Origin of the sequence: Agrobacterium sp. SORGH_AS_0440, from assembly GCF_031453135.1 — a bacterium.
Classification (GTDB): domain Bacteria; phylum Pseudomonadota; class Alphaproteobacteria; order Rhizobiales; family Rhizobiaceae; genus Agrobacterium; species Agrobacterium pusense.
The window spans coordinates 1,397,196-1,416,284 of the sequence record NZ_JAVIYR010000002.1; the positions used below are offsets into that span (position 1 = coordinate 1,397,196).

Annotated in this window: 15 protein-coding genes and 1 pseudogene; 14 read left to right on the plus strand and 2 right to left on the minus strand. The window is 56.8% G+C overall.

The genetic code is table 11. The features are described from left to right. The first annotated feature begins 200 nt into the window (after window positions 1-200). From QE453_RS16120 to QE453_RS16180, 13 genes are all read left to right on the plus strand, one after another. Window positions 201-1,289: a septal ring lytic transglycosylase RlpA family protein gene (locus QE453_RS16120; protein WP_006697463.1), complete on the plus strand. Its 1,089-nt coding sequence runs from the start codon at window positions 201-203 to the stop codon at window positions 1,287-1,289. A 71-nt stretch (window positions 1,290-1,360) separates the two neighbouring features. Continuing rightward, window positions 1,361-2,533 (plus strand): D-alanyl-D-alanine carboxypeptidase family protein, encoded by a 1,173-nt coding sequence (locus QE453_RS16125; protein WP_309760354.1) that lies wholly within the window; start codon window positions 1,361-1,363, stop codon window positions 2,531-2,533. 137 nt (window positions 2,534-2,670) lie between these two features. Beyond that, entirely contained in the window at window positions 2,671-3,345 is a 675-nt protein-coding gene (gene tmk, locus QE453_RS16130) for a dTMP kinase (RefSeq protein ID WP_244404986.1), read from the plus strand. Beyond that, the gene (locus QE453_RS16135) at window positions 3,338-4,363 is read left to right on the plus strand and encodes a DNA polymerase III subunit delta' (RefSeq protein WP_107339683.1); all 1,026 of its coding nucleotides are present in this window, start codon (window positions 3,338-3,340) and stop codon (window positions 4,361-4,363) included. The genes tmk and QE453_RS16135 overlap by 8 nt, the downstream gene beginning before the upstream one ends. Before the next feature lie 250 nt (window positions 4,364-4,613). Beyond that, entirely contained in the window at window positions 4,614-6,164 is a 1,551-nt protein-coding gene (metG, locus tag QE453_RS16140; RefSeq protein ID WP_006697458.1) for a methionine--tRNA ligase, read from the plus strand. An 11-nt stretch (window positions 6,165-6,175) separates the two neighbouring features. Beyond that, complete coding sequence (locus tag QE453_RS16145; RefSeq protein WP_006697457.1) at window positions 6,176-6,958, plus strand: TatD family hydrolase; 783 nt, start codon at window positions 6,176-6,178, stop codon at window positions 6,956-6,958. Window positions 6,959-6,960: 2 nt separating this feature from the next. Continuing rightward, complete coding sequence (locus tag QE453_RS16150) at window positions 6,961-7,791, plus strand: MBL fold metallo-hydrolase (RefSeq protein WP_309777447.1); 831 nt, start codon at window positions 6,961-6,963, stop codon at window positions 7,789-7,791. A 21-nt stretch (window positions 7,792-7,812) separates the two neighbouring features. Further along, window positions 7,813-9,594, plus strand: a complete 1,782-nt coding sequence (locus QE453_RS16155; RefSeq protein WP_309777449.1) for a chloride channel protein — start codon at window positions 7,813-7,815, stop codon at window positions 9,592-9,594. Between the two features lie 225 nt (window positions 9,595-9,819). Next, entirely contained in the window at window positions 9,820-11,193 is a 1,374-nt protein-coding gene (locus QE453_RS16160; protein ID WP_182590814.1) for an ISNCY family transposase, read from the plus strand. A 262-nt stretch (window positions 11,194-11,455) separates the two neighbouring features. Continuing rightward, complete coding sequence (locus QE453_RS16165; RefSeq protein WP_112540347.1) at window positions 11,456-11,911, plus strand: Rid family hydrolase; 456 nt, start codon at window positions 11,456-11,458, stop codon at window positions 11,909-11,911. A gap of 387 nt (window positions 11,912-12,298) precedes the next feature. Then, on the plus strand, window positions 12,299-13,300 hold the full coding sequence (locus QE453_RS16170) for an IS30 family transposase (protein WP_309777454.1): 1,002 nt from the start codon (window positions 12,299-12,301) through the stop codon (window positions 13,298-13,300). Window positions 13,301-13,428: 128 nt separating this feature from the next. Next, window positions 13,429-14,802 carry an ISNCY family transposase gene (locus QE453_RS16175; protein WP_182590814.1) on the plus strand — a complete coding sequence of 458 codons (1,374 nt, stop codon included), beginning with the start codon at window positions 13,429-13,431 and terminating at the stop codon, window positions 14,800-14,802. A 262-nt stretch (window positions 14,803-15,064) separates the two neighbouring features. Beyond that, window positions 15,065-15,520: a Rid family hydrolase gene (locus tag QE453_RS16180; protein ID WP_112540347.1), complete on the plus strand. Its 456-nt coding sequence runs from the start codon at window positions 15,065-15,067 to the stop codon at window positions 15,518-15,520. Window positions 15,521-16,105: 585 nt separating this feature from the next. On the opposite strand, the gene QE453_RS16185 is transcribed toward QE453_RS16180, so the two are convergent. After that, entirely contained in the window at window positions 16,106-17,149 is a 1,044-nt protein-coding gene (locus QE453_RS16185) for a peptidase S41 (protein WP_309777456.1), read from the minus strand. A gap of 482 nt (window positions 17,150-17,631) precedes the next feature. Here QE453_RS16185 and QE453_RS16190 point away from each other — a divergent pair, with 482 nt between their 5' ends. Further along, window positions 17,632-18,261 (plus strand): DUF1062 domain-containing protein, encoded by a 630-nt coding sequence (locus tag QE453_RS16190; protein ID WP_404977900.1) that lies wholly within the window; start codon window positions 17,632-17,634, stop codon window positions 18,259-18,261. 45 nt (window positions 18,262-18,306) lie between these two features. Here the strand turns inward: QE453_RS16190 and QE453_RS16195 are convergent. After that, window positions 18,307-18,953 (minus strand): annotated as a pseudogene (locus QE453_RS16195) (glutathione S-transferase family protein). Window positions 18,954-19,089: the final 136 nt, after the last annotated feature.

The following is a 19,089-nucleotide window of genomic DNA, read 5'->3' on the forward strand; positions in this document are numbered from 1 at the left end:
TCCGCCGTGGCGGGCGCGCTGAAAAGATAGAAATCATTAACCACGTTCGTTACAATTTTATCGAATTTGCAAAAGTCGTTCGCATTTTCGCCACGTTATGCACAAGATTAAGCGACTGTTAGGTGCTTCGATGGCAGGGGCAATATCGAGGCAAGTGAGGGTGCGGTTCTCCGAGCCAATAGCAGCGTGGGGCAGACGATTTGAATTCTACGGTCAAGAAAACAGGCATCAGCGCCAGGTCGGGCGTGAAGTGGCTTGCAATTTCCGTGCTTTGCGCTGCAACGGCGTCGTGTTCCACCACCTCCGAGACAAAGCCTAAGCCCAAGCGCAGCAAGGAATATTTCTCCGAATCCGAATATGGCGTGAAGGCCAGCCCGCGCGTTGCCGATGGAAAGAACATCCCGAAGGGTGGCGGACGCGAGCTGCTGGGTAACGCCTATACCGTCAAGGGCCGCCGTTACTTCCCGAAAGAAGAGCCGGGCTATAACAAGGTTGGCCTTGCTTCCTGGTATGGCTCCGCCTTCCATGGACGCCTCACGGCCAATGGCGAGGTTTACGACAAGGAACATCTTTCTGCCGCACATCCGACATTTCCGCTGCCGAGCTACGCGCGCATCACCAATATGGATAATGGCGCGTCGGTGCTCGTCCGTGTCAACGACCGTGGTCCGTTCCACGAGGGCCGTCTGATCGACGTTTCCAGCAAGACGGCAGATCTTCTGGACATGAAGGCGACGGGGACGGCAAATGTACGGGTTCAATATGCGGGCCGTGCGCCGCTCGATGGCCACGACATGCCTTACCTGATGGCTTCCTATATTCCGAAGGGATCGCGTTCGCCGGGCGTGGCGCCTGAAGGGCAGATCGCGACCGGCGTGATGGTTGCTTCGGCCTCGCCGAATTTCGTGCCGGCGCCGACATCGAACCCGAATTATGCCGGCTCGGCTCAGACCGCGCTCGTCGGTTCCAAGAAGAATGCGGCGCTTCAGGCCATGCCACTCGTCAACGGTGTACAGCCCGCATTCGAACAATTCGCGATCCTGCCGGAAATCGGCCCGATCCTGGCGGAGCGCCCCGAAGGTAACTTCCTGCGGGAACCAGCGGCTCCAGGCGGCAATTATCTGCGTGTGCCCACGCCGTCTTCCAAATATGCAGCGGCCTATTCCGAAGAATCCGCCGCCGTATCCAAAACCGCAAAGGTGTTCGACACCGTGCTCGTCAATCGTGACGGCTTGAGCGAAGAGTCGATCCTCGCCCATGTGAAGCGTCAGCAGGCGAAGTCACGCTGACGGATTAAGGACACCGCCGCACCGTTCTCATGGCGGGTGGCCGGTTGTGGCAGACAGCACTGGGCGGTTTCATGCGCAAGACCTTTCATCGCTCCTATCTGTCGGCCGTCGCGGCGGCCGCTTTTGCATTTTTGAGCGCAGGCGCGGCGCAATCGCAGACAGCGCCCTTCATCGCCAAGGCCGAGCAGGCCTATATGATCGATGCCGAAACCGGTACGGTGCTTCTTGCCCAAAATGAGGATCAGTCCTTTCCGCCCGCATCACTTGCCAAGCTGATGACGGTGGAGGTGGTGCTGGATGCGCTGTCGAAAGGACAGCTGGCGTCGGAAACGGTCTATCCCGTTTCGGAATATGCCTGGCGCACGGGCGGGGCCCCATCGCGAACGTCAACCATGTTCGCCGCCCTGAAATCCTCCGTTGGCATCAATGACCTTTTGACCGGAATCATCGTGCAGAACGCCAATGACGGCTGCATCATCATCGCCGAAGGTATGGCGGGATCGGACGCTGCCTTTGCCAAGCGCATGACGGCAAGGGCCGGCGAACTTGGCATGAACCGCAGCACGTTTGCCAATTCCACCGGACTTCCCGATTCCGGAAACCAGACGACTGCCAAGGACATGGTGCGCCTTGCCCAACATCTGCATGACACCTATCCCGACCGCTACTCGTTGTTTACGAAGCCGGACTTCGAATGGAACCGGATTTTCCAGCGCAACAAGAACACGTTGCTGATGCCGGGAAGCGGTATAGACGGTCTTGGCCTCGGTTTTGCAGAAGGCAGCGGTTTTGCCGCCGTGGTTTCGGCGGAGCGGGAAGGGCGCCGCATCTATCTGGCGCTTGCCGGCATCGCAGACGACAAGACGCGGCAGGAGGAAGCGCGCAGAGTGGTGGACTGGGGCCTGACCGCCTTCGAAAAACGCCGCCTGTTCAGCAAGGATGAAGTGGTTGGCTCCGTCAGCGTGTATGGCGGCGATGCCTCCTATGTCGACCTTTCTCCGAAGGACGATGTCAGCGTCCTGGTGCCCGTCAACAATCCGGAACGCCTCTCCGGACGTATCGTCTATCGCTGGCCGCTGAACGCGCCGCTCGATGTCGGGGCGAATGCCGGAACGCTGAAGATATTCTCGGGCGAGCGTCTATTGCGCGAAGTGCCGCTCTATACGAAGAGCCGGGTGAACAAGGGTTCGCTCACCCAGAATGCCGCAGGAGCATTGAAAGAACTTCTGCTGTTCTGGCTGTGAAGTGCGGTTCAGCACGCGCCATTTCTCCTATGCTTTTGTTCAGGCACCGGTTTTTCTGAAAAGCGCTTCACACATTTCGGTCCGATGCTGTAAACAGGCATTTCAACATTGACGTGAATTCCTTGCAGGACGTGACATTGGCCGAAAAGACCGGATTGTTCATCAGCTTCGAAGGCGGCGAAGGCGCCGGCAAATCGACGCAGATTCGCACGCTTGCCGAGGCGCTTCGCGATCGTGGCTTCAAGGTGGTCGTAACGCGTGAGCCCGGCGGTTCGCCGGGTGCGGAGGCCGTAAGACATGTTCTCCTTTCGGGTGCGGCGGAGCCCTTTGGCGTCCGGATGGAAGCCATCCTGTTCGCCGCAGCGCGCAACGATCACGTAGAAGAGGTCATTCGCCCTGCGCTGGAGCGCGGCGAGATCGTGCTCTGCGACCGGTTTCTCGATTCATCCCGCGTCTATCAGGGCACGACCGGCAATCTGGAGCCGGATTTCATCGAGACGCTGCAGCGCATCGCGATTGATGGCGTCGTTCCGGAGCTGACACTGATTTTCGATATCGCTGCCGAAAAAGGACTTGCCCGCGCCAGAAAGCGTGCGGATGAAGGCGCGAAGCCCGATCGCTTCGAGAAAGAGGAGATCGAAACCCACGAGAAGCGGCGGGAAGCCTATCTCGATATCGCGCTTGCCGAGCCGCGTCGCTGCCGCATCGTCAATGCCGATCAGCCGGAAGAAAAAGTTGCGGAGGATGTCATGTCCTTCGTCGGGCCCTTGCTCGAACAGCTGGGGACCGAGGCGGGCAGGGCCCATGAGTGAGGTCCAGGGCGTTCTCGACGGTGCAATCGCGCCGCAGCAGAACACGAGGCTTTTTGGCCATGAGGAGGCGGAGGCGTTTCTCGCGCAGTCCTATCGCTCTGGCAAAGGCCATCATGCCATTCTCATCGAAGGGCCGGAGGGCATCGGCAAGGCGACGCTCGCTTTCCGTTTCGCCAATCATGTGCTGAACCATCCCGATCCTTTGTCGGCGCCGGAGTTTCTGCCAGACCCCGATCCGCAGTCGCTGGTCAGCCGGCAGATCACCGCCGGCGCCTCGCATAACCTGCTGCATCTCACCCGGCCCGTGGATGAAAAGACCGGCCGCGTGAAATCTGCCATCACGGTGGACGAGGTGCGACGGGCAGGGCATTTTTTCTCGCAGACCTCGGGCACCGGCAACTGGCGCATCGTCATCATCGATCCCGCCGACGATCTCAACCGCAATGCCGCGAACGCGATCCTGAAAATACTGGAAGAGCCGCCCAAAAGGGCGATGTTTCTCGTGCTCTCCCACGCACCGGGAAAATTGCTGCCGACAATCCGCTCACGCTGCATGCCGCTCAGGCTGCTACCGCTTTCGGATTCGGCCATGGTGCAGGCGCTCGATCATCTCGGCATAAGTCTTTCGGAGGAAAAGCGCGATGCCCTGCTTGCCGCCTCCAAGGGTAGCGTTGCGCAGGCGCTGAAGCTGATGAACTACGGCGGCTCCGATATTGTCGAGGCCCTTGCCGCAGTCATGAATGCCGACGGGCCGGGCGCCCGCAAACAGATGCACAAGCTCGCCGAGATCCTGGCCCAGAAGGATGGCGACATCGTCCTCGGTTTTTTCATGGAACATGTGACGGAAGATCTGATGGCGCGCGCGCGCGCGGCGGCCATGACGGGCGATATCACGGCTGCGGAAAGGCTGGCACGGCTTTCTTCGGCGCTCTCCGAACGCATCACCGTGGCGCAGGCCTATAATCTCGACAAGAAACAGATGGTAATTTCCATTCTTGAGGATATCCGGGGCGTCTAATGCCGAAAAATCGTAAGGACCGAAGTTGCCTTTTCGGATTGGCCCACTCTAAGCCGCATTACCCCCGGGATTGACACGGGAATCCACAACCCGCTGAAATTAATGGATACTCGGCTCGAGCCCGAGGATGACGAATAGTCGGCAATATTGATATCAGTGTACCAATTCGGTAGCTTTTTCTTTCGCTGCTGCGAACAATGGTTTAAGAGCGGTCTATCCAAAAAACAGCGCGTAAAGTCGATAGACCGTCATGACAGACAAGACACCATTCTACATCACCACCGCGATCTCCTATCCCAACGGCAAGCCGCATATCGGCCATGCCTATGAACTGATCGCAACGGACGCCATGGCACGCTTTCAGCGCCTGGACGGAATGGATGTGTTCTTCCTGACGGGCACCGACGAACACGGCCAGAAGATGCAGCAGACGGCACGTGCGGAAGGCGTTTCGCCGGAAGAACTCGCGGAGCGAAATTCCAATCAGTTTCTCGAGATGGGCAAGCTGCTCAACGCCTCGAACGACGATTTCATCCGCACGACGGAAGAACGTCATCACGAGACCTCGCGCAATATCTGGAACCTGATGGCCGAGAGCGGCGACATCTACAAGGATAGCTATGCCGGCTGGTATTCCGTTCGTGACGAGGCCTATTACGCCGAGGACGAGACGGAAGTGCGCGCCGATGGCGTCCGTTACGGCCCGCAGGGCACGCCGGTGGAATGGGTGGAGGAGGAAAGCTATTTCTTCAAGCTCTCCGAGTACCAGGACAAGCTACTGAAGCTCTATGAAGAAAACCCCGACTTCATCGGTCCGGCAGAACGCCGTAACGAAATCATCTCCTTCGTGAAATCCGGTCTGAAGGACCTGTCGATTTCCCGCACCACCTTCGACTGGGGCATCAAGGTTCCCAATGATCCGAAGCACGTGATGTATGTCTGGGTCGATGCACTGACCAACTACATCACCGCAACGGGTTACCTCGAAGACAGGAACGGTCCGCGGGCGAAGTATTGGCCGGCCGACGTGCATATCATCGGCAAGGACATCATTCGTTTTCACGCCGTCTACTGGCCAGCCTTCCTGATGAGCGCAAAGCTGCCGCTGCCGAAGCGCGTTTATGCACATGGCTTCCTGCTCAACAAGGGCGAGAAGATGTCGAAGTCGCTCGGCAATGTCGTTGATCCCGCCAATCTGGTGAACCATTTCGGCCTTGATCAGGTCCGCTATTTCTTCATGCGCGAAGTCTCCTTCGGCCAGGACGGCAGCTATAGCGAAGAGGGCATTGCCACCCGCATCAATGCCGATCTTGCCAATGGCATCGGCAATCTCGCCAGCCGTTCGCTGTCGATGATCGTCAAGAATTGCGACGGCAAGATCCCGACGCCTGGTCCGTTCACCGACGAAGACAAGGCGATGCTGGCGTCTGCAGACGGTCTGCTTGCCATTTGCCGCGAGGAGATGGGCAAGCAACTCATCCACCGCGCGGTAGCCGCCATCATTGCCGTCGTTTCCGAGACCGACCGCTATTTCGCCTCTCAGGAGCCTTGGGCGCTGAAAAAGACCGACCCTGAGCGGATGGGCACCGTGCTTTACGTCACGGCGGAAGTCGTGCGCCAGATCGGCATTCTCCTGCAGCCCATCATGCCGGGTTCCTGCGAAAAGCTGCTCGATCTCGTTGCGGCGCCAGCCGACAAGCGCGACTTCGCGGCGTTGGGCGAAGCCGGTCGTCTGGTGCCGGGGACACCACTGGAAGCTCCGAAGCCAGTCTTTCCGCGTTATGTCGCGCCGGAAGCGTGAAGGCGACCACGATGCTGATCGATACCCATTGCCATCTGGATTTTCCTGATTTTGAGGCGGAGCGCGACGACATCATCGCTCGCGCCCATGCCTCCGGCGTGAGCCAGATGGTGACGATCTCGACCCGGGTGCGTCGTCTGCCGGAGCTGTTGAAGATCACGGAAAAATATCCGTCAGTCTTTTGCTCGGTCGGCACCCATCCGAACAATGCCGATGAGGAACTGGATATCTCCGCCGATGAGCTGGTGCAGCTTGCCGAAAGTCATGAGAAGATCGTAGCGATCGGAGAGGCGGGTCTGGATTACTTCTACGACACGCAGAAGCCCGAAGACCAGAAGACCGGCCTTCTTCGCCATATCGAGGCGGCGAGACGAACGAAGCTGCCGCTTGTCATTCACAGCCGCAGTGCCGATGACGACATGGCCGCCATCCTGCGCTCCGAAAGCGGGAAGGGCGCATTTCCGTTCATTCTGCACTGCTTTTCCGCTGGTCCCGAGCTCGCAAAAACGGGTGTCGAGCTTGGCGGATATGTGTCTTTCTCGGGCATTCTGACCTTCCCAAAGTCGCAGGATATTCGCGATATCGCTGCAACCGTGCCTCTTGACCGGCTGCTTGTAGAAACGGACGCACCCTATCTTGCGCCGAAGCGCTGGCGTGGCAAACGCAACGAGCCTTCCTACGTCGTCAATACCGCGGAGGTTCTGGCCGAGGTGCATGGCATCTCCTTCGAGCGGATGGCCGAGATCACCACCGAAAACGCCTTCCGCTGCTTTTCCAAGATGACAAGGGTGTAGGCGTGGCAATCTACCGTCGCCGCTTCACGGTTCTCGGATGCGCCTCGTCACCCGGCGTGCCGCGCATTAACGGCGACTGGGGCGCCTGCGACCCCGATAATCCGAAGAACCGGCGCACGCGTGCGGCCTTCATGGTGGAACAGATCGGTCCGGATGGCGGCAAAACGACCGTTGTGATCGATACTGGCCCTGATTTTCGCGAGCAGATGATCGCCGCGAAGGTGGAGGCTATCGATGCCGTTCTCTACACCCATGCTCATGCCGACCATCTGCATGGCATTGACGATCTGCGCATCTATTTCGCACTTCAGAAAAGCCGAGTTCCGATCTATGCCGATCCCATTACCATGGCGCGCATCCGCGATGGTTTTGCCTATTGTCTCGAGACGCCGGCGGGCAGCAATTATCCACCGATTGTCCGGCCTTATCTGATTGCCGATATCAACGCGCCGGTTGTTATTGATGGAGCAGGAGGACCAATCGCCTTTGGGGTGCATATGCAACAGCATGGGGACGTCCATTCTTTGGGTTTCCGCATTGGTGACGTGGCCTATTGCACCGATGTCAGCGATTTTCCGGCCGAAAGCCTGCCGAAACTCGCCGGACTTGAGGTGCTCATCATCGACGCCCTGCAATATCGCTATCACCCCAGCCATCTATCACTCGAACAGGCGCTCGGGTGGATCGAAACACTGGCACCCAAAAGGGCGATCTTGACCCACATGCATATTCCGCTCGATTATGAGACGGTGATGCAGGAAACGCCTGATCATGTTGAACCGGCTTATGATCAGATGCGTTTCGAAATTGAGATCGATCTCGAAGCCGCCTGACGCCGCCTGAAAAGGAACAGCATGTCGACTAAGCCTTTCCGTGCACCGAGTATGGCGAGCTTCTTCGACAATCTGCGCGCCAGCCGCCTGCGCGCCATGTTCCGACGCGGCGAACTCAGCCTCGTCGCGCTTGCCGTGCTCATCGGCATCGCAGCCGGCCTGCTTGTGGCGTTGATCGGCGCTTTGAGCACGGCATTGCATGTGCTCGTCTTTGGCGTCGAACGTCTGAGCAGCAGCGATCTTTCCGGACAGATCGTGCTGGTGGGGCCGATCATGGGCGGTGTCCTGCTCGGGTTGATCATCTTCATCCTCTCCAAAACCCGCAAAAAGCCGATGGTCGACCCCATCGAGGCAAATGCGCTGCATGGTGGCCGCCTGTCGCTCACGGACAGCATCATTGTCTGCGTGCAGAACATCGTTTCCAACGGTTTTGGCGCATCTGTCGGGCTTGAGGCGGGCTACACGCAGATTGCCAGCGGCGTCGCATCGAAGATCGGCATCAAGCTGAAACTGAGGCGAGGGGACATGCGCATCCTCGTTGGCTGCGGCGCCGCGGGCGCCATCGCGGCCGCCTTCAACGCGCCTCTGACTGGCGCATTTTACGCCATCGAACTCATCATCGGCACCTATACAGTCGTCACGCTCGCCCCGCTGATCGTTTCGGCGCTGGTGGCGACAACCGTTATCGGCCTGATTGGCGGCCATGGCCTTTCCATCGATATCGTCGATGCCAGCCGCGTGACCCCCGCCGATTACGTGCCGGCTATTTTCCTTGGGGTTGTGTGCGCGGCAATCGGTATCGTGCTCATGCAGGCGGTGTCCTTCATTGAGGAGACGGCGCGCAAAAGCGCTATTCCTGGCTGGCTGCGTCCTACGCTTGGTGGCATCGTTGTCGGTGGGCTGGCGTTGATTTCACCGCAGGTTCTCTCGAGCGGCCATGGAGCATTGCATCTCAACATCGATGCCGACCTGACGATCTACGGGCTTGCAGGATTGTTCCTGTTGAAGGCGGCGGCCAGCGCGATCTCGATAGGTTCGAATTTCCGCGGCGGCCTGTTTTTCGCCTCGCTGTTCATGGGATCGCTGCTCGGCAAGATTTTCGTACTCTGCGCGCCCTATATCGGCTATGGCTCGACGGCCCCGATCGTCTACGCCGTGATCGGCATGAGCGCCTTTGCCGCCGCCATCATCGGTGGTCCGCTGACAATGACATTTCTGGCGCTGGAACTGACCGGCGACTTCCAGATTACGGCGCTCGTGCTTGCCGCCGTCATCACCACATCGCTGGTGGTGCGCACCACCTTCGGCTACTCCTTCGCCACCTGGCGTTTTCACCTGCGCGGTGAGAGCATTCGCAGCGCCCATGACATCGGCTGGATCCGCGACCTGACGGTGGGCAAGATGATGCGCGCTGACATCCGCAAGGCCAATGTCAGCATGGGGCTTCCGGCCTTCAAGGAGAAGTTCCCGCTCGGTTCGACGCAGCGGGTCATCATGACCCACGATGACGGGCGTTATGCCGGGATCGTTCTCGTGCCGGAAATCTATGCCGATCCGATGGATCGCGACCCAAGCAAGATCAGCCTCGAGACCTATCTGCACTACAAGAACGACGTATTGCTGCCGACCATGAATGCACGGCAAGCGGCGGCAGCCTTTGACGCGGCGGAAAGCGAAGCACTCGTCGTCGTCAACGACAAGATCGAAAATCGTCCCGTTGGCCTGCTTACCGAAAGTCACACGCTGAGACGCTACAGTGAAGAGCTCGATCTGCGACGCCGAGAGGCATCAGGAGAATTATGATCGACCTGGATATGGATCTTTCAATGCGACAAGCGGCGCTTTTCAATTATGACAGCGACGGCGCTGCGATCTGACAGCTTACGGTTTTCCCGGTAACTAAGCACGAAAAGTTCCATAATCTATCTTATGCGATTGTTGTATGTAGCCGCAAAGTTAAAGTGTCCTGTTTCTGCAAAGTTGGAATGTCACACTCCCCAGGTCTGATTGGCATCTGGGAGATTGCGGATGGGATTGATTACGATGAGCGAGCGCGACCTGCAAAGAATCGAGGTGCTGTCCAAAGTCGTGGATGGCCGCATGAGCATTGTTGCAGCAGCCCATGTACTGGCGATCAGCACGCGCCACGTCCAAAGGTTGGTCGATCGAATTGAGCATACCGGCGCTGGCTCGATCAGACATAAAGCGATCGGTCGACCGTCCAACAATAAAATTGCCAGCGGCGTCCGTGATTACGTTTTGATGCTGGTGCGTGAACGCTACCTTGATTTCGGACCTACGTTCGCGGCCGAGAAGCTTCAGGAAGAGCATGGCGTCACAGTCTCGCGTGAGACGCTGCGCAAATGGATGCAGGATGCCGGCATATGGCTTTCGAGAAAGCAGCGGCGAACGTTTCATCAGCCGCGGTTGCGGCGTGAGGCCTATGGCGAGTTGGTGCAGATCGACGGGTCGGAGCATCGCTGGTTCGAGGATCGTGGTCCGGCCTGCTCTCTACTGGTATTCGTTGACGACGCTACCGGTAAGCTGATGCAGCTTCGGTTTGTTCGATCTGAGAGCGCCTTTACCTACTTCGAGGCATTGGCGCTTTACCTCAAAGAGCATGGCGCACCGATTGCCTTCTATTCCGACAAGCATTCGGTCTTTCGGGTGGCAAAGAAAGACGCCAAGGGCGGGCAAGGCATGACGCAGTTTGGTCGCGCGCTATCGGAGCTGCACATCGAGATCCTTTGTGCCAATTCCAGCCAGGCCAAGGGACGCGTCGAGCGTATGAACAGGACATTGCAGGATCGGCTGGTCAAGGAATTGAGGCTTGCCAATATCAGTGACATGGAGACCGGCAATGCGTTTCTGCCAGCCTTCATCGAGCGATACAATGACCGCTTTGCGGTGACCCCTACCCGCCCCGACAACCTCCATCGGCCTGTCAATCTGGCGCCAAGCAGGCTGAATGACGTGCTTTGCAAACGCGAGCAAAGACACGTCGGCGCACAGCTTTCATTCTCCTATGAGCGCAAACGCATCATGCTTGAGGAGAACGACGTCACGCGCGGCCTAGTTGGAAAGTATGTCGAGACATACGCTTACGCTGATGGTCGACTGGATATTCGATGGAAAGGTCACTCGTTGCCTTACAAGATATTCGATAAGGACCAGCGCGTGACCCATGCGGCTGTGGTCGAGAACAAGCGTCTCGGCGAAGTGCTGGCCTATATCAAAGAGCAGCAAGATCGAGACCACGCACCTGCGCCAAAGACCAACAGTGAGAAGATCGGCTACAAGCCGAGAGGCCGCAAACCCGGTCCGCGCACGGATTTCATGAATGATCCGGACGTCATTGCGAGACGGCAAAAGGCTCTTGCTCAAATAGATGCGGCTGAATGATCCACTTCCGGCCAAAAGCGGACGACTGCAGCTGGCCCATTGCTGTCATAAGACGTCGTAATCAAGATTGTTGGAGAGACCATCATATGTGGCCGGACGAGCAATCCGCAGGAATAGCGCATCGCCCACCATATCGTGTGGTCAACAAAGACGGCTCCGTTCATTGCGTCAAACGCAATACACTCGTCAGATTTATTGCAATTTACGAGACGGTCAAACTCGTTCAGTTTCGGGTTCTAAACATTTCTCGAAGGAGCCAACGATGACGAACAAAGCAAACACACCACGCGTTGAATCTGCAAACCACGGTGTTGCCTGGGAAAAAGCATTTGGCTACGCACAAGCGGTCAAGGTTAAGGATACGATCTATGTTTCCGGTCAGCTGAGCCACGATAGCCAAGGGAATTTGGTCGCACCTGCCGAAATCGATGCCACTGGAAAGCCAGTTTCGTTCGACACCATGGAAGCTCAGATTCGCCAAACTTATGAGAATGCCCGCGTCCTCCTACAACAATTCGGCGCAACTTTCGATGACGTCGTTGAAGAGACACTTTACGTACTGGACGTCGATGCAGCCTTCGGCCCCGCCTCTGAAATCCGGAAAAAAGTCTACGGTTCCGAACTCCCTCAGCTGGCTAGCAACATCATTGGTGTGACGCGCCTCGCCTTTCCCCAACAGCTCGTTGAGATCACGTTCCGAGCGGTCGTGGACCGTTAAATGGCGGTGCGAGTTCTCAGATAGAAAAGCACGGTTTGTCAAAAAGATCGCGCAAGTCTATGCCTTATACGGCAGCGTGGTTACTTCCTCTATTGTCTCCCTCTGGGGTGACGATCGAAGGAAGCTAAAGCCAAAAGGGAGCGTTATCACCCGCCCCCTCCCTACCCTTGCAACCCGGCCCAGCCGGTCCGGTCGGGGGCTGACCGTCAGAGCAAGGAGGCGGTCAGTGTCGCATTTCTAACCGGCCGGTAGAGCGACAGATGACATTTTAACTTTGCGCAATCCGCGACAATTCAACTCTGCTGCCACATTGTATGTAGCCGGGTACATTCTATTTCCAAGTGCGACATGCCAATAATTTCAATGGCTTCACTTGGAGATTTTGGCATGTCTGAATGTTATCAGCAACTGACCCTCGCCGATCGTCGTCTTCTTCATCGCTTCGTAGAGCAGAAACTTGCTGTCAACGAAATGGCCCGTCGGCTAGGACGCCACCGATCGACGATCTATCGGGAGATCCGTCGAAACACGTTCCGCGATCAGGAACTTCCTGAATACAGCGGCTACTTTCCGACCATTGCTGATGAGATTACTCGCGAACGTCGGCGGCGTCTGCGAAAGCTACGACGCCATCCAGATCTTCGTGCTGAAGTTATCAGTCAACTGGAGGCTCGGTGGTCTCCAGAGCAGATCGCCGGACGTCTACTGTCGGAAAGAATAAGCCCCGTTCGCGTGTCTGCCGAAACGATCTACCGGTTCATCTACAGCAAGGAAGATTACGAACTCGGCCTCTATAGATACCTGCCGGAAGCGCGCCGCAAACGTCGCCCATTGGGTTCAAGGAAGCCTCGCGACGGTGTATTCCCGGCGAGCCATCGCATCTCGCAAAGGCCTGATTTTATTGGAAACAGATCGCGGTTTGGGCACTGGGAGGGTGACCTCATCATCTTCGAGCGTCCGTTTGGGCATGCCAATGTAACGTCACTTGTTGAGCGCAAGAGCCGCTACACGGTGTTAATCAAAAACCCGAGCCGACATTCGCGACCGATCATGGACAAGATCGTGCGTGCCTTCTCCTCCTTGCCCGCTTTCGCACGTCAGAGCTTTACGTTCGATCGCGGCACAGAGTTTGCAGCATTTCGGGCTTTGGAAGATGGGATCGGCGCACGAAGCTGGTTCTGTGATCCAAGCGCGCCCTGGCAAAAAGGTGCGGTGGAAAACGCTAACAAGCGCATCCGCCGATTCTTGCCATCGAACACGGACCTCAGCCAGATGTCACAAGCGATGCTGAACCAGATCACACGCATACTCAACAACCAACCCAGAAAGTGCCTAGGCTACAAGACGCCAACCGAAGCGTTCATGGAACATTTGCAAGGAGAGACCTGATCCCCTACCCTCAAAAACAGGCATGATGCACTTCGGTTAGATTCTCCACCGCAAAGTTAAAGTGTCCTGTTTCTGCAAAGTTGGAATGTCACACTCCCCAGGTCTGATTGGCATCTGGGAGATTGCGGATGGGATTGATTACGATGAGCGAGCGCGACCTGCAAAGAATCGAGGTGCTGTCCAAAGTCGTGGATGGCCGCATGAGCATTGTTGCAGCAGCCCATGTACTGGCGATCAGCACGCGCCACGTCCAAAGGTTGGTCGATCGAATTGAGCATACCGGCGCTGGCTCGATCAGACATAAAGCGATCGGTCGACCGTCCAACAATAAAATTGCCAGCGGCGTCCGTGATTACGTTTTGATGCTGGTGCGTGAACGCTACCTTGATTTCGGACCTACGTTCGCGGCCGAGAAGCTTCAGGAAGAGCATGGCGTCACAGTCTCGCGTGAGACGCTGCGCAAATGGATGCAGGATGCCGGCATATGGCTTTCGAGAAAGCAGCGGCGAACGTTTCATCAGCCGCGGTTGCGGCGTGAGGCCTATGGCGAGTTGGTGCAGATCGACGGGTCGGAGCATCGCTGGTTCGAGGATCGTGGTCCGGCCTGCTCTCTACTGGTATTCGTTGACGACGCTACCGGTAAGCTGATGCAGCTTCGGTTTGTTCGATCTGAGAGCGCCTTTACCTACTTCGAGGCATTGGCGCTTTACCTCAAAGAGCATGGCGCACCGATTGCCTTCTATTCCGACAAGCATTCGGTCTTTCGGGTGGCAAAGAAAGACGCCAAGGGCGGGCAAGGCATGACGCAGTTTGGTCGCGCGCTATCGGAGCTGCACATCGAGATCCTTTGTGCCAATTCCAGCCAGGCCAAGGGACGCGTCGAGCGTATGAACAGGACATTGCAGGATCGGCTGGTCAAGGAATTGAGGCTTGCCAATATCAGTGACATGGAGACCGGCAATGCGTTTCTGCCAGCCTTCATCGAGCGATACAATGACCGCTTTGCGGTGACCCCTACCCGCCCCGACAACCTCCATCGGCCTGTCAATCTGGCGCCAAGCAGGCTGAATGACGTGCTTTGCAAACGCGAGCAAAGACACGTCGGCGCACAGCTTTCATTCTCCTATGAGCGCAAACGCATCATGCTTGAGGAGAACGACGTCACGCGCGGCCTAGTTGGAAAGTATGTCGAGACATACGCTTACGCTGATGGTCGACTGGATATTCGATGGAAAGGTCACTCGTTGCCTTACAAGATATTCGATAAGGACCAGCGCGTGACCCATGCGGCTGTGGTCGAGAACAAGCGTCTCGGCGAAGTGCTGGCCTATATCAAAGAGCAGCAAGATCGAGACCACGCACCTGCGCCAAAGACCAACAGTGAGAAGATCGGCTACAAGCCGAGAGGCCGCAAACCCGGTCCGCGCACGGATTTCATGAATGATCCGGACGTCATTGCGAGACGGCAAAAGGCTCTTGCTCAAATAGATGCGGCTGAATGATCCACTTCCGGCCAAAAGCGGACGACTGCAGCTGGCCCATTGCTGTCATAAGACGTCGTAATCAAGATTGTTGGAGAGACCATCATATGTGGCCGGACGAGCAATCCGCAGGAATAGCGCATCGCCCACCATATCGTGTGGTCAACAAAGACGGCTCCGTTCATTGCGTCAAACGCAATACACTCGTCAGATTTATTGCAATTTACGAGACGGTCAAACTCGTTCAGTTTCGGGTTCTAAACATTTCTCGAAGGAGCCAACGATGACGAACAAAGCAAACACACCACGCGTTGAATCTGCAAACCACGGTGTTGCCTGGGAAAAAGCATTTGGCTACGCACAAGCGGTCAAGGTTAAGGATACGATCTATGTTTCCGGTCAGCTGAGCCACGATAGCCAAGGGAATTTGGTCGCACCTGCCGAAATCGATGCCACTGGAAAGCCAGTTTCGTTCGACACCATGGAAGCTCAGATTCGCCAAACTTATGAGAATGCCCGCGTCCTCCTACAACAATTCGGCGCAACTTTCGATGACGTCGTTGAAGAGACACTTTACGTACTGGACGTCGATGCAGCCTTCGGCCCCGCCTCTGAAATCCGGAAAAAAGTCTACGGTTCCGAACTCCCTCAGCTGGCTAGCAACATCATTGGTGTGACGCGCCTCGCCTTTCCCCAACAGCTCGTTGAGATCACGTTCCGAGCGGTCGTGGACCGTTAAATGGCGGTGCGAGTTCTCAGATAGAAAAGCACGGTTTGTCAAAAAGATCGCGCAAGTCTATGCCTTATACGGCAGCGTGGTTACTTCCTCTATTGTCTCCCTCTGGGGTGACGATCGAAGGAAGCTAAAGCCAAAAGGGAGCGTTATCACCCGCCCCCTCCCTACCCTTGCAACCCGGCCCAGCCGGTCCGGTCGGGGGCTGACCGTCAGAGCAAGGAGGCGGTCAGTGTCGCATTTCTAACCGGCCGGTAGAGCGACAGATGACATTTTAACTTTGCGCAATCCGCGACAATTCAACTCTGCTGCCACATTGTATGCGTGCTGGCGGGTTCGGGAATGACGTCAACCTGCAAATGTTCCTATGGGTTGTCCTGCAAGGCACATTCAGTGAAACACGCCTGTCCCAATATCGGCATGGATGAGAGAAGCCAGATCGCTCGCTGGCATAAATGGCCCCTCGTCTAATCACACAGAACCTTTAAAACTCGCTGATGGAACGCTTCTTGTGAAACCTCAGCGGCAGGCCCTTCGATCCATTCCAAATCGAGATGCAGTTTTCCTGCAGGAACCATTTGCTGTGCGATCTCAGCCGGTGTGGTTTCGTCGCTGGTTCCGTTCTCCCAGTCGTGAAAGGCTGATGAGTATCGAACGACCGCTCCACTGGTCGGCAAATCGAGCAACCCTCCCTCGGCAAAAAAACGTCAAGCCGTCGCCCATTTCTTCCCCGACGAGCTTGAGCCTACGTCCCAGACGATGTTTAAGAATGGCCACAAATACTATCGCTGCAGAAAACGTAAACTTATCGACAAGCACAACAACCTGCCTGCCTGCGTTTTCGGAGATGGCGTCGATCAAGGGCATAGTTTGAAGAAAATCGCCACCGGTGTTTCCGCGAACATCAATCAAGAGTTTGTTGTTCCCGCAGGTTCTCACGCGCTCCGCCGCAGCGGAGATGGCTTTCGGCAGCGCACTTTCGCTTGGGTCGAAGAAACTCGGCAATAATATTGAAAGCCCAAACTCCTGCCGGTCCTCAATCTCCACAAATGTCCGAGGTTTCCAGGCCGGGTCAGCCTTGCCATGCTCGTTTCTCGGGTAGAGCATCGATGCCGGAACGGTAAGCCGGTTCTCCACTTTCAGGTCGGTGATCTGCCCATTCTGGCCTTTCAGGCGATATTCAGTGCTACTCTCTTTTGAAGAAAACCCGAGATGGGCCAATGCATATGGCCATGCGAGGAGAATCGGTCCGATCACCCGTTTCCGCTGGCGCGTTCCCGCCAGAAATTTCCCTGCGGCGGCTTCAATCTGGCTAAGGGGTGTGCCGTTGACTGCTATCAGCTCCCCTCTTGGCACAGTTGTTTCCAGTGCCGTGTCAGTTAACTGCACCGCCGTTCCAACGCTTACAAACCTCAGCGGGAGCACCGAAATGGAATCGTTCGGGATCAACCGTGTGTGTCCGTTGTCGGGAAGCGCAAGCAGGCGCATCGCGGAAAACAGAAAGGCCTCTTTGGAGCCCTCCAAAGCGTATCGTCGGGTATCATAAATGCAGCGATCTATCATCGCCGGTTCGATGCGCCGAAAGCTGGGATCGACTGGCAGGACAGTGTCCAGAATTTTCTCGAGGTCTTGCATCAGTGACATGATCCACGATGCGCACAGCTGTCTGTCGATGTCCAGATTGGGCTTGAGCCAGACCTTCCCCTCTCCCCGTAAAATGCAATTCTTGTATGAGTTTAATATTAGCAGACAAGCCATTGTATTTATTATAAATCTTTCAAAGATAAGAACTTGGTCGTCTTTTCTATGAGGGACTCCATCTGCCGCCGTTTATCTGTTATTGCTCCTAGAGAAGAGCATTGGCGCATCGAGGTAGACTTTGCCTAAGTAAATACCGGTCTCAATCCAGTTTCACCCTGTGCGGATAGCCACCGGCTGTCGCCGCATGATCATGTTCATCGGGTGGTGGCAAGAGACCGGTCTGGCATCGTTACAATGTGCCCTGCGCAGCTATGCTGTTTCAGCTCTTCACCACTCCAGAACACCGCCACGCCGTTCCCGCATGGGTTTTCTCCTGCACCATCTTGGTGGACTTCCGAATGGAAGACCAACCGACTATGTGCAATATATTTCGGGTCCAGTGGACCGTTACACCCAGAACCGCGCCGCAGCCCTGGATTGCCTGCAGCGGATGCGGAGAAGCGAGGCCATTTCAGCCGAGCGGCAAGATCCGCCTCAATGCCAATGGCCGCAAGCTGGATGCCTGGCTCATATACAGATGCCGGATATGCGACAGGAGCTGGAACCGGCCGATCTTTGAGCGGCGGACTATTCGCGACATCAGCCCCTCTGTTCTCGAGGCGCTGCAGAACAATGACCCGCAATGGATAAGGTTGGAAACGTTCAATCTCGAGGCGTTGAGACGCAGATCGCCGCGCGTCGACGAGTTTCCCGAATTCGATATCGTGAAACAGATACGGGATGAACCTCCCGATTGGGCCGTGGCGGAAATTGATCTCATCGTTCCGTTCCAGACCGGTATACGCCTCGACCGCCTGCTGGCGTCTGAGTTCGGGCTCTCGCGGTCGCTTCTACAAAGGCTTCAACGCGGCGGCCGGATTCGCACGCACGGCGACGCCTCCGATCCATGGCGACGCCAGGTGAAAAACGGCACGCGGATCGTGATCGAGCGGTGCGATGGCCTCGATCCGGCATGTTTGTGGAAATCTGTCACGGCGGAGTGCTAGCGCACAGCGAGGGCCTGAAGTTCGGGCCCTCGCGATGCGCATCAATCAGTTCGATGCGGCTTTGAAAACCGCCAGCTGATCGGCAAATGCGCGTCGGTAGGCGGGACGCGCCTCGCCTCTCGCACATAAGCTGCAAGCTTCGCATATTCATCGAGAATGCCAGAGCTTTTTATCCGTTGCAGCACCGATATCATCAACAGGTCGCCGGCGCTGAACGCGCCGTCGAGCCACTCGCCCTCACCCAGTCGCTGGGACAGTTCGCCAAGTCGCTTGCGAATACGTCCATCGACGATCTCCAGGCGTTCACGATGCCAGCTCTTGTCCCTTTCGACAAAACCGGCGACAAAATGCTCGACTATCGGCGGTTCCACGGTGCTGAGCGCCGCAAACATCCACATGATCGCGCGCGCCCGCGCGTTCGCTTCCCGCGGCAACAGGCCGGCGTGGCGCTCGGCTATGTGGAATATTATCGCACCGGATTCGAACAGGACGAGATCGCCCTCCTCATAGGTCGGGATCTGCCCGAAGGGCTGAAGTGCAAGATGCCCTTGCTCCCGCATCGCCTTGAAGGAAAGAAGGCGAACCTCGTACGGTTGCCCCACTTCCTCCAGTGCCCAGCGGACACGCATGTCGCGGGCAAGACCCTTGCCGCCATCGGGCGAGCGTTCAAAGGCGGTAATGGTGATTGTCATTGCTGTTCTCCATCACTCCCCCATGCAAAATTGCCCCCGCAATTCTGTCGCCCGGCGTGGTGTCACAATAGGCGCCGGAATGAGCGAAAACAACGCATCGTGTTGTCGGCACACCCTAAAGGGCTGGCCATTTCAC

What these genes read in the sequence shown, in the direction of transcription:
- QE453_RS16190 (WP_404977900.1), top strand. Translation starts at nt 17,632, where the DNA reads ATGTGCAATATATTTCGGGTCCAGTGGACCGTTACACCCAGAACCGCG.
- QE453_RS16170 (WP_309777454.1), top strand. Translation starts at nt 12,299, where the DNA reads ATGTCTGAATGTTATCAGCAACTGACCCTCGCCGATCGTCGTCTTCTT.
- QE453_RS16135 (WP_107339683.1), top strand. Translation starts at nt 3,338, where the DNA reads ATGAGTGAGGTCCAGGGCGTTCTCGACGGTGCAATCGCGCCGCAGCAG.
- QE453_RS16155 (WP_309777449.1), top strand. Translation starts at nt 7,813, where the DNA reads ATGTCGACTAAGCCTTTCCGTGCACCGAGTATGGCGAGCTTCTTCGAC.
- QE453_RS16160 (WP_182590814.1), top strand. Translation starts at nt 9,820, where the DNA reads ATGGGATTGATTACGATGAGCGAGCGCGACCTGCAAAGAATCGAGGTG.
- QE453_RS16125 (WP_309760354.1), top strand. Translation starts at nt 1,361, where the DNA reads ATGCGCAAGACCTTTCATCGCTCCTATCTGTCGGCCGTCGCGGCGGCC.
- QE453_RS16180 (WP_112540347.1), top strand. Translation starts at nt 15,065, where the DNA reads ATGACGAACAAAGCAAACACACCACGCGTTGAATCTGCAAACCACGGT.
- metG (WP_006697458.1), top strand. Translation starts at nt 4,614, where the DNA reads ATGACAGACAAGACACCATTCTACATCACCACCGCGATCTCCTATCCC.
- QE453_RS16185 (WP_309777456.1), bottom strand. Translation starts at nt 17,149, where the DNA reads ATGCAAGACCTCGAGAAAATTCTGGACACTGTCCTGCCAGTCGATCCC.
- QE453_RS16165 (WP_112540347.1), top strand. Translation starts at nt 11,456, where the DNA reads ATGACGAACAAAGCAAACACACCACGCGTTGAATCTGCAAACCACGGT.
- QE453_RS16145 (WP_006697457.1), top strand. Translation starts at nt 6,176, where the DNA reads ATGCTGATCGATACCCATTGCCATCTGGATTTTCCTGATTTTGAGGCG.
- QE453_RS16175 (WP_182590814.1), top strand. Translation starts at nt 13,429, where the DNA reads ATGGGATTGATTACGATGAGCGAGCGCGACCTGCAAAGAATCGAGGTG.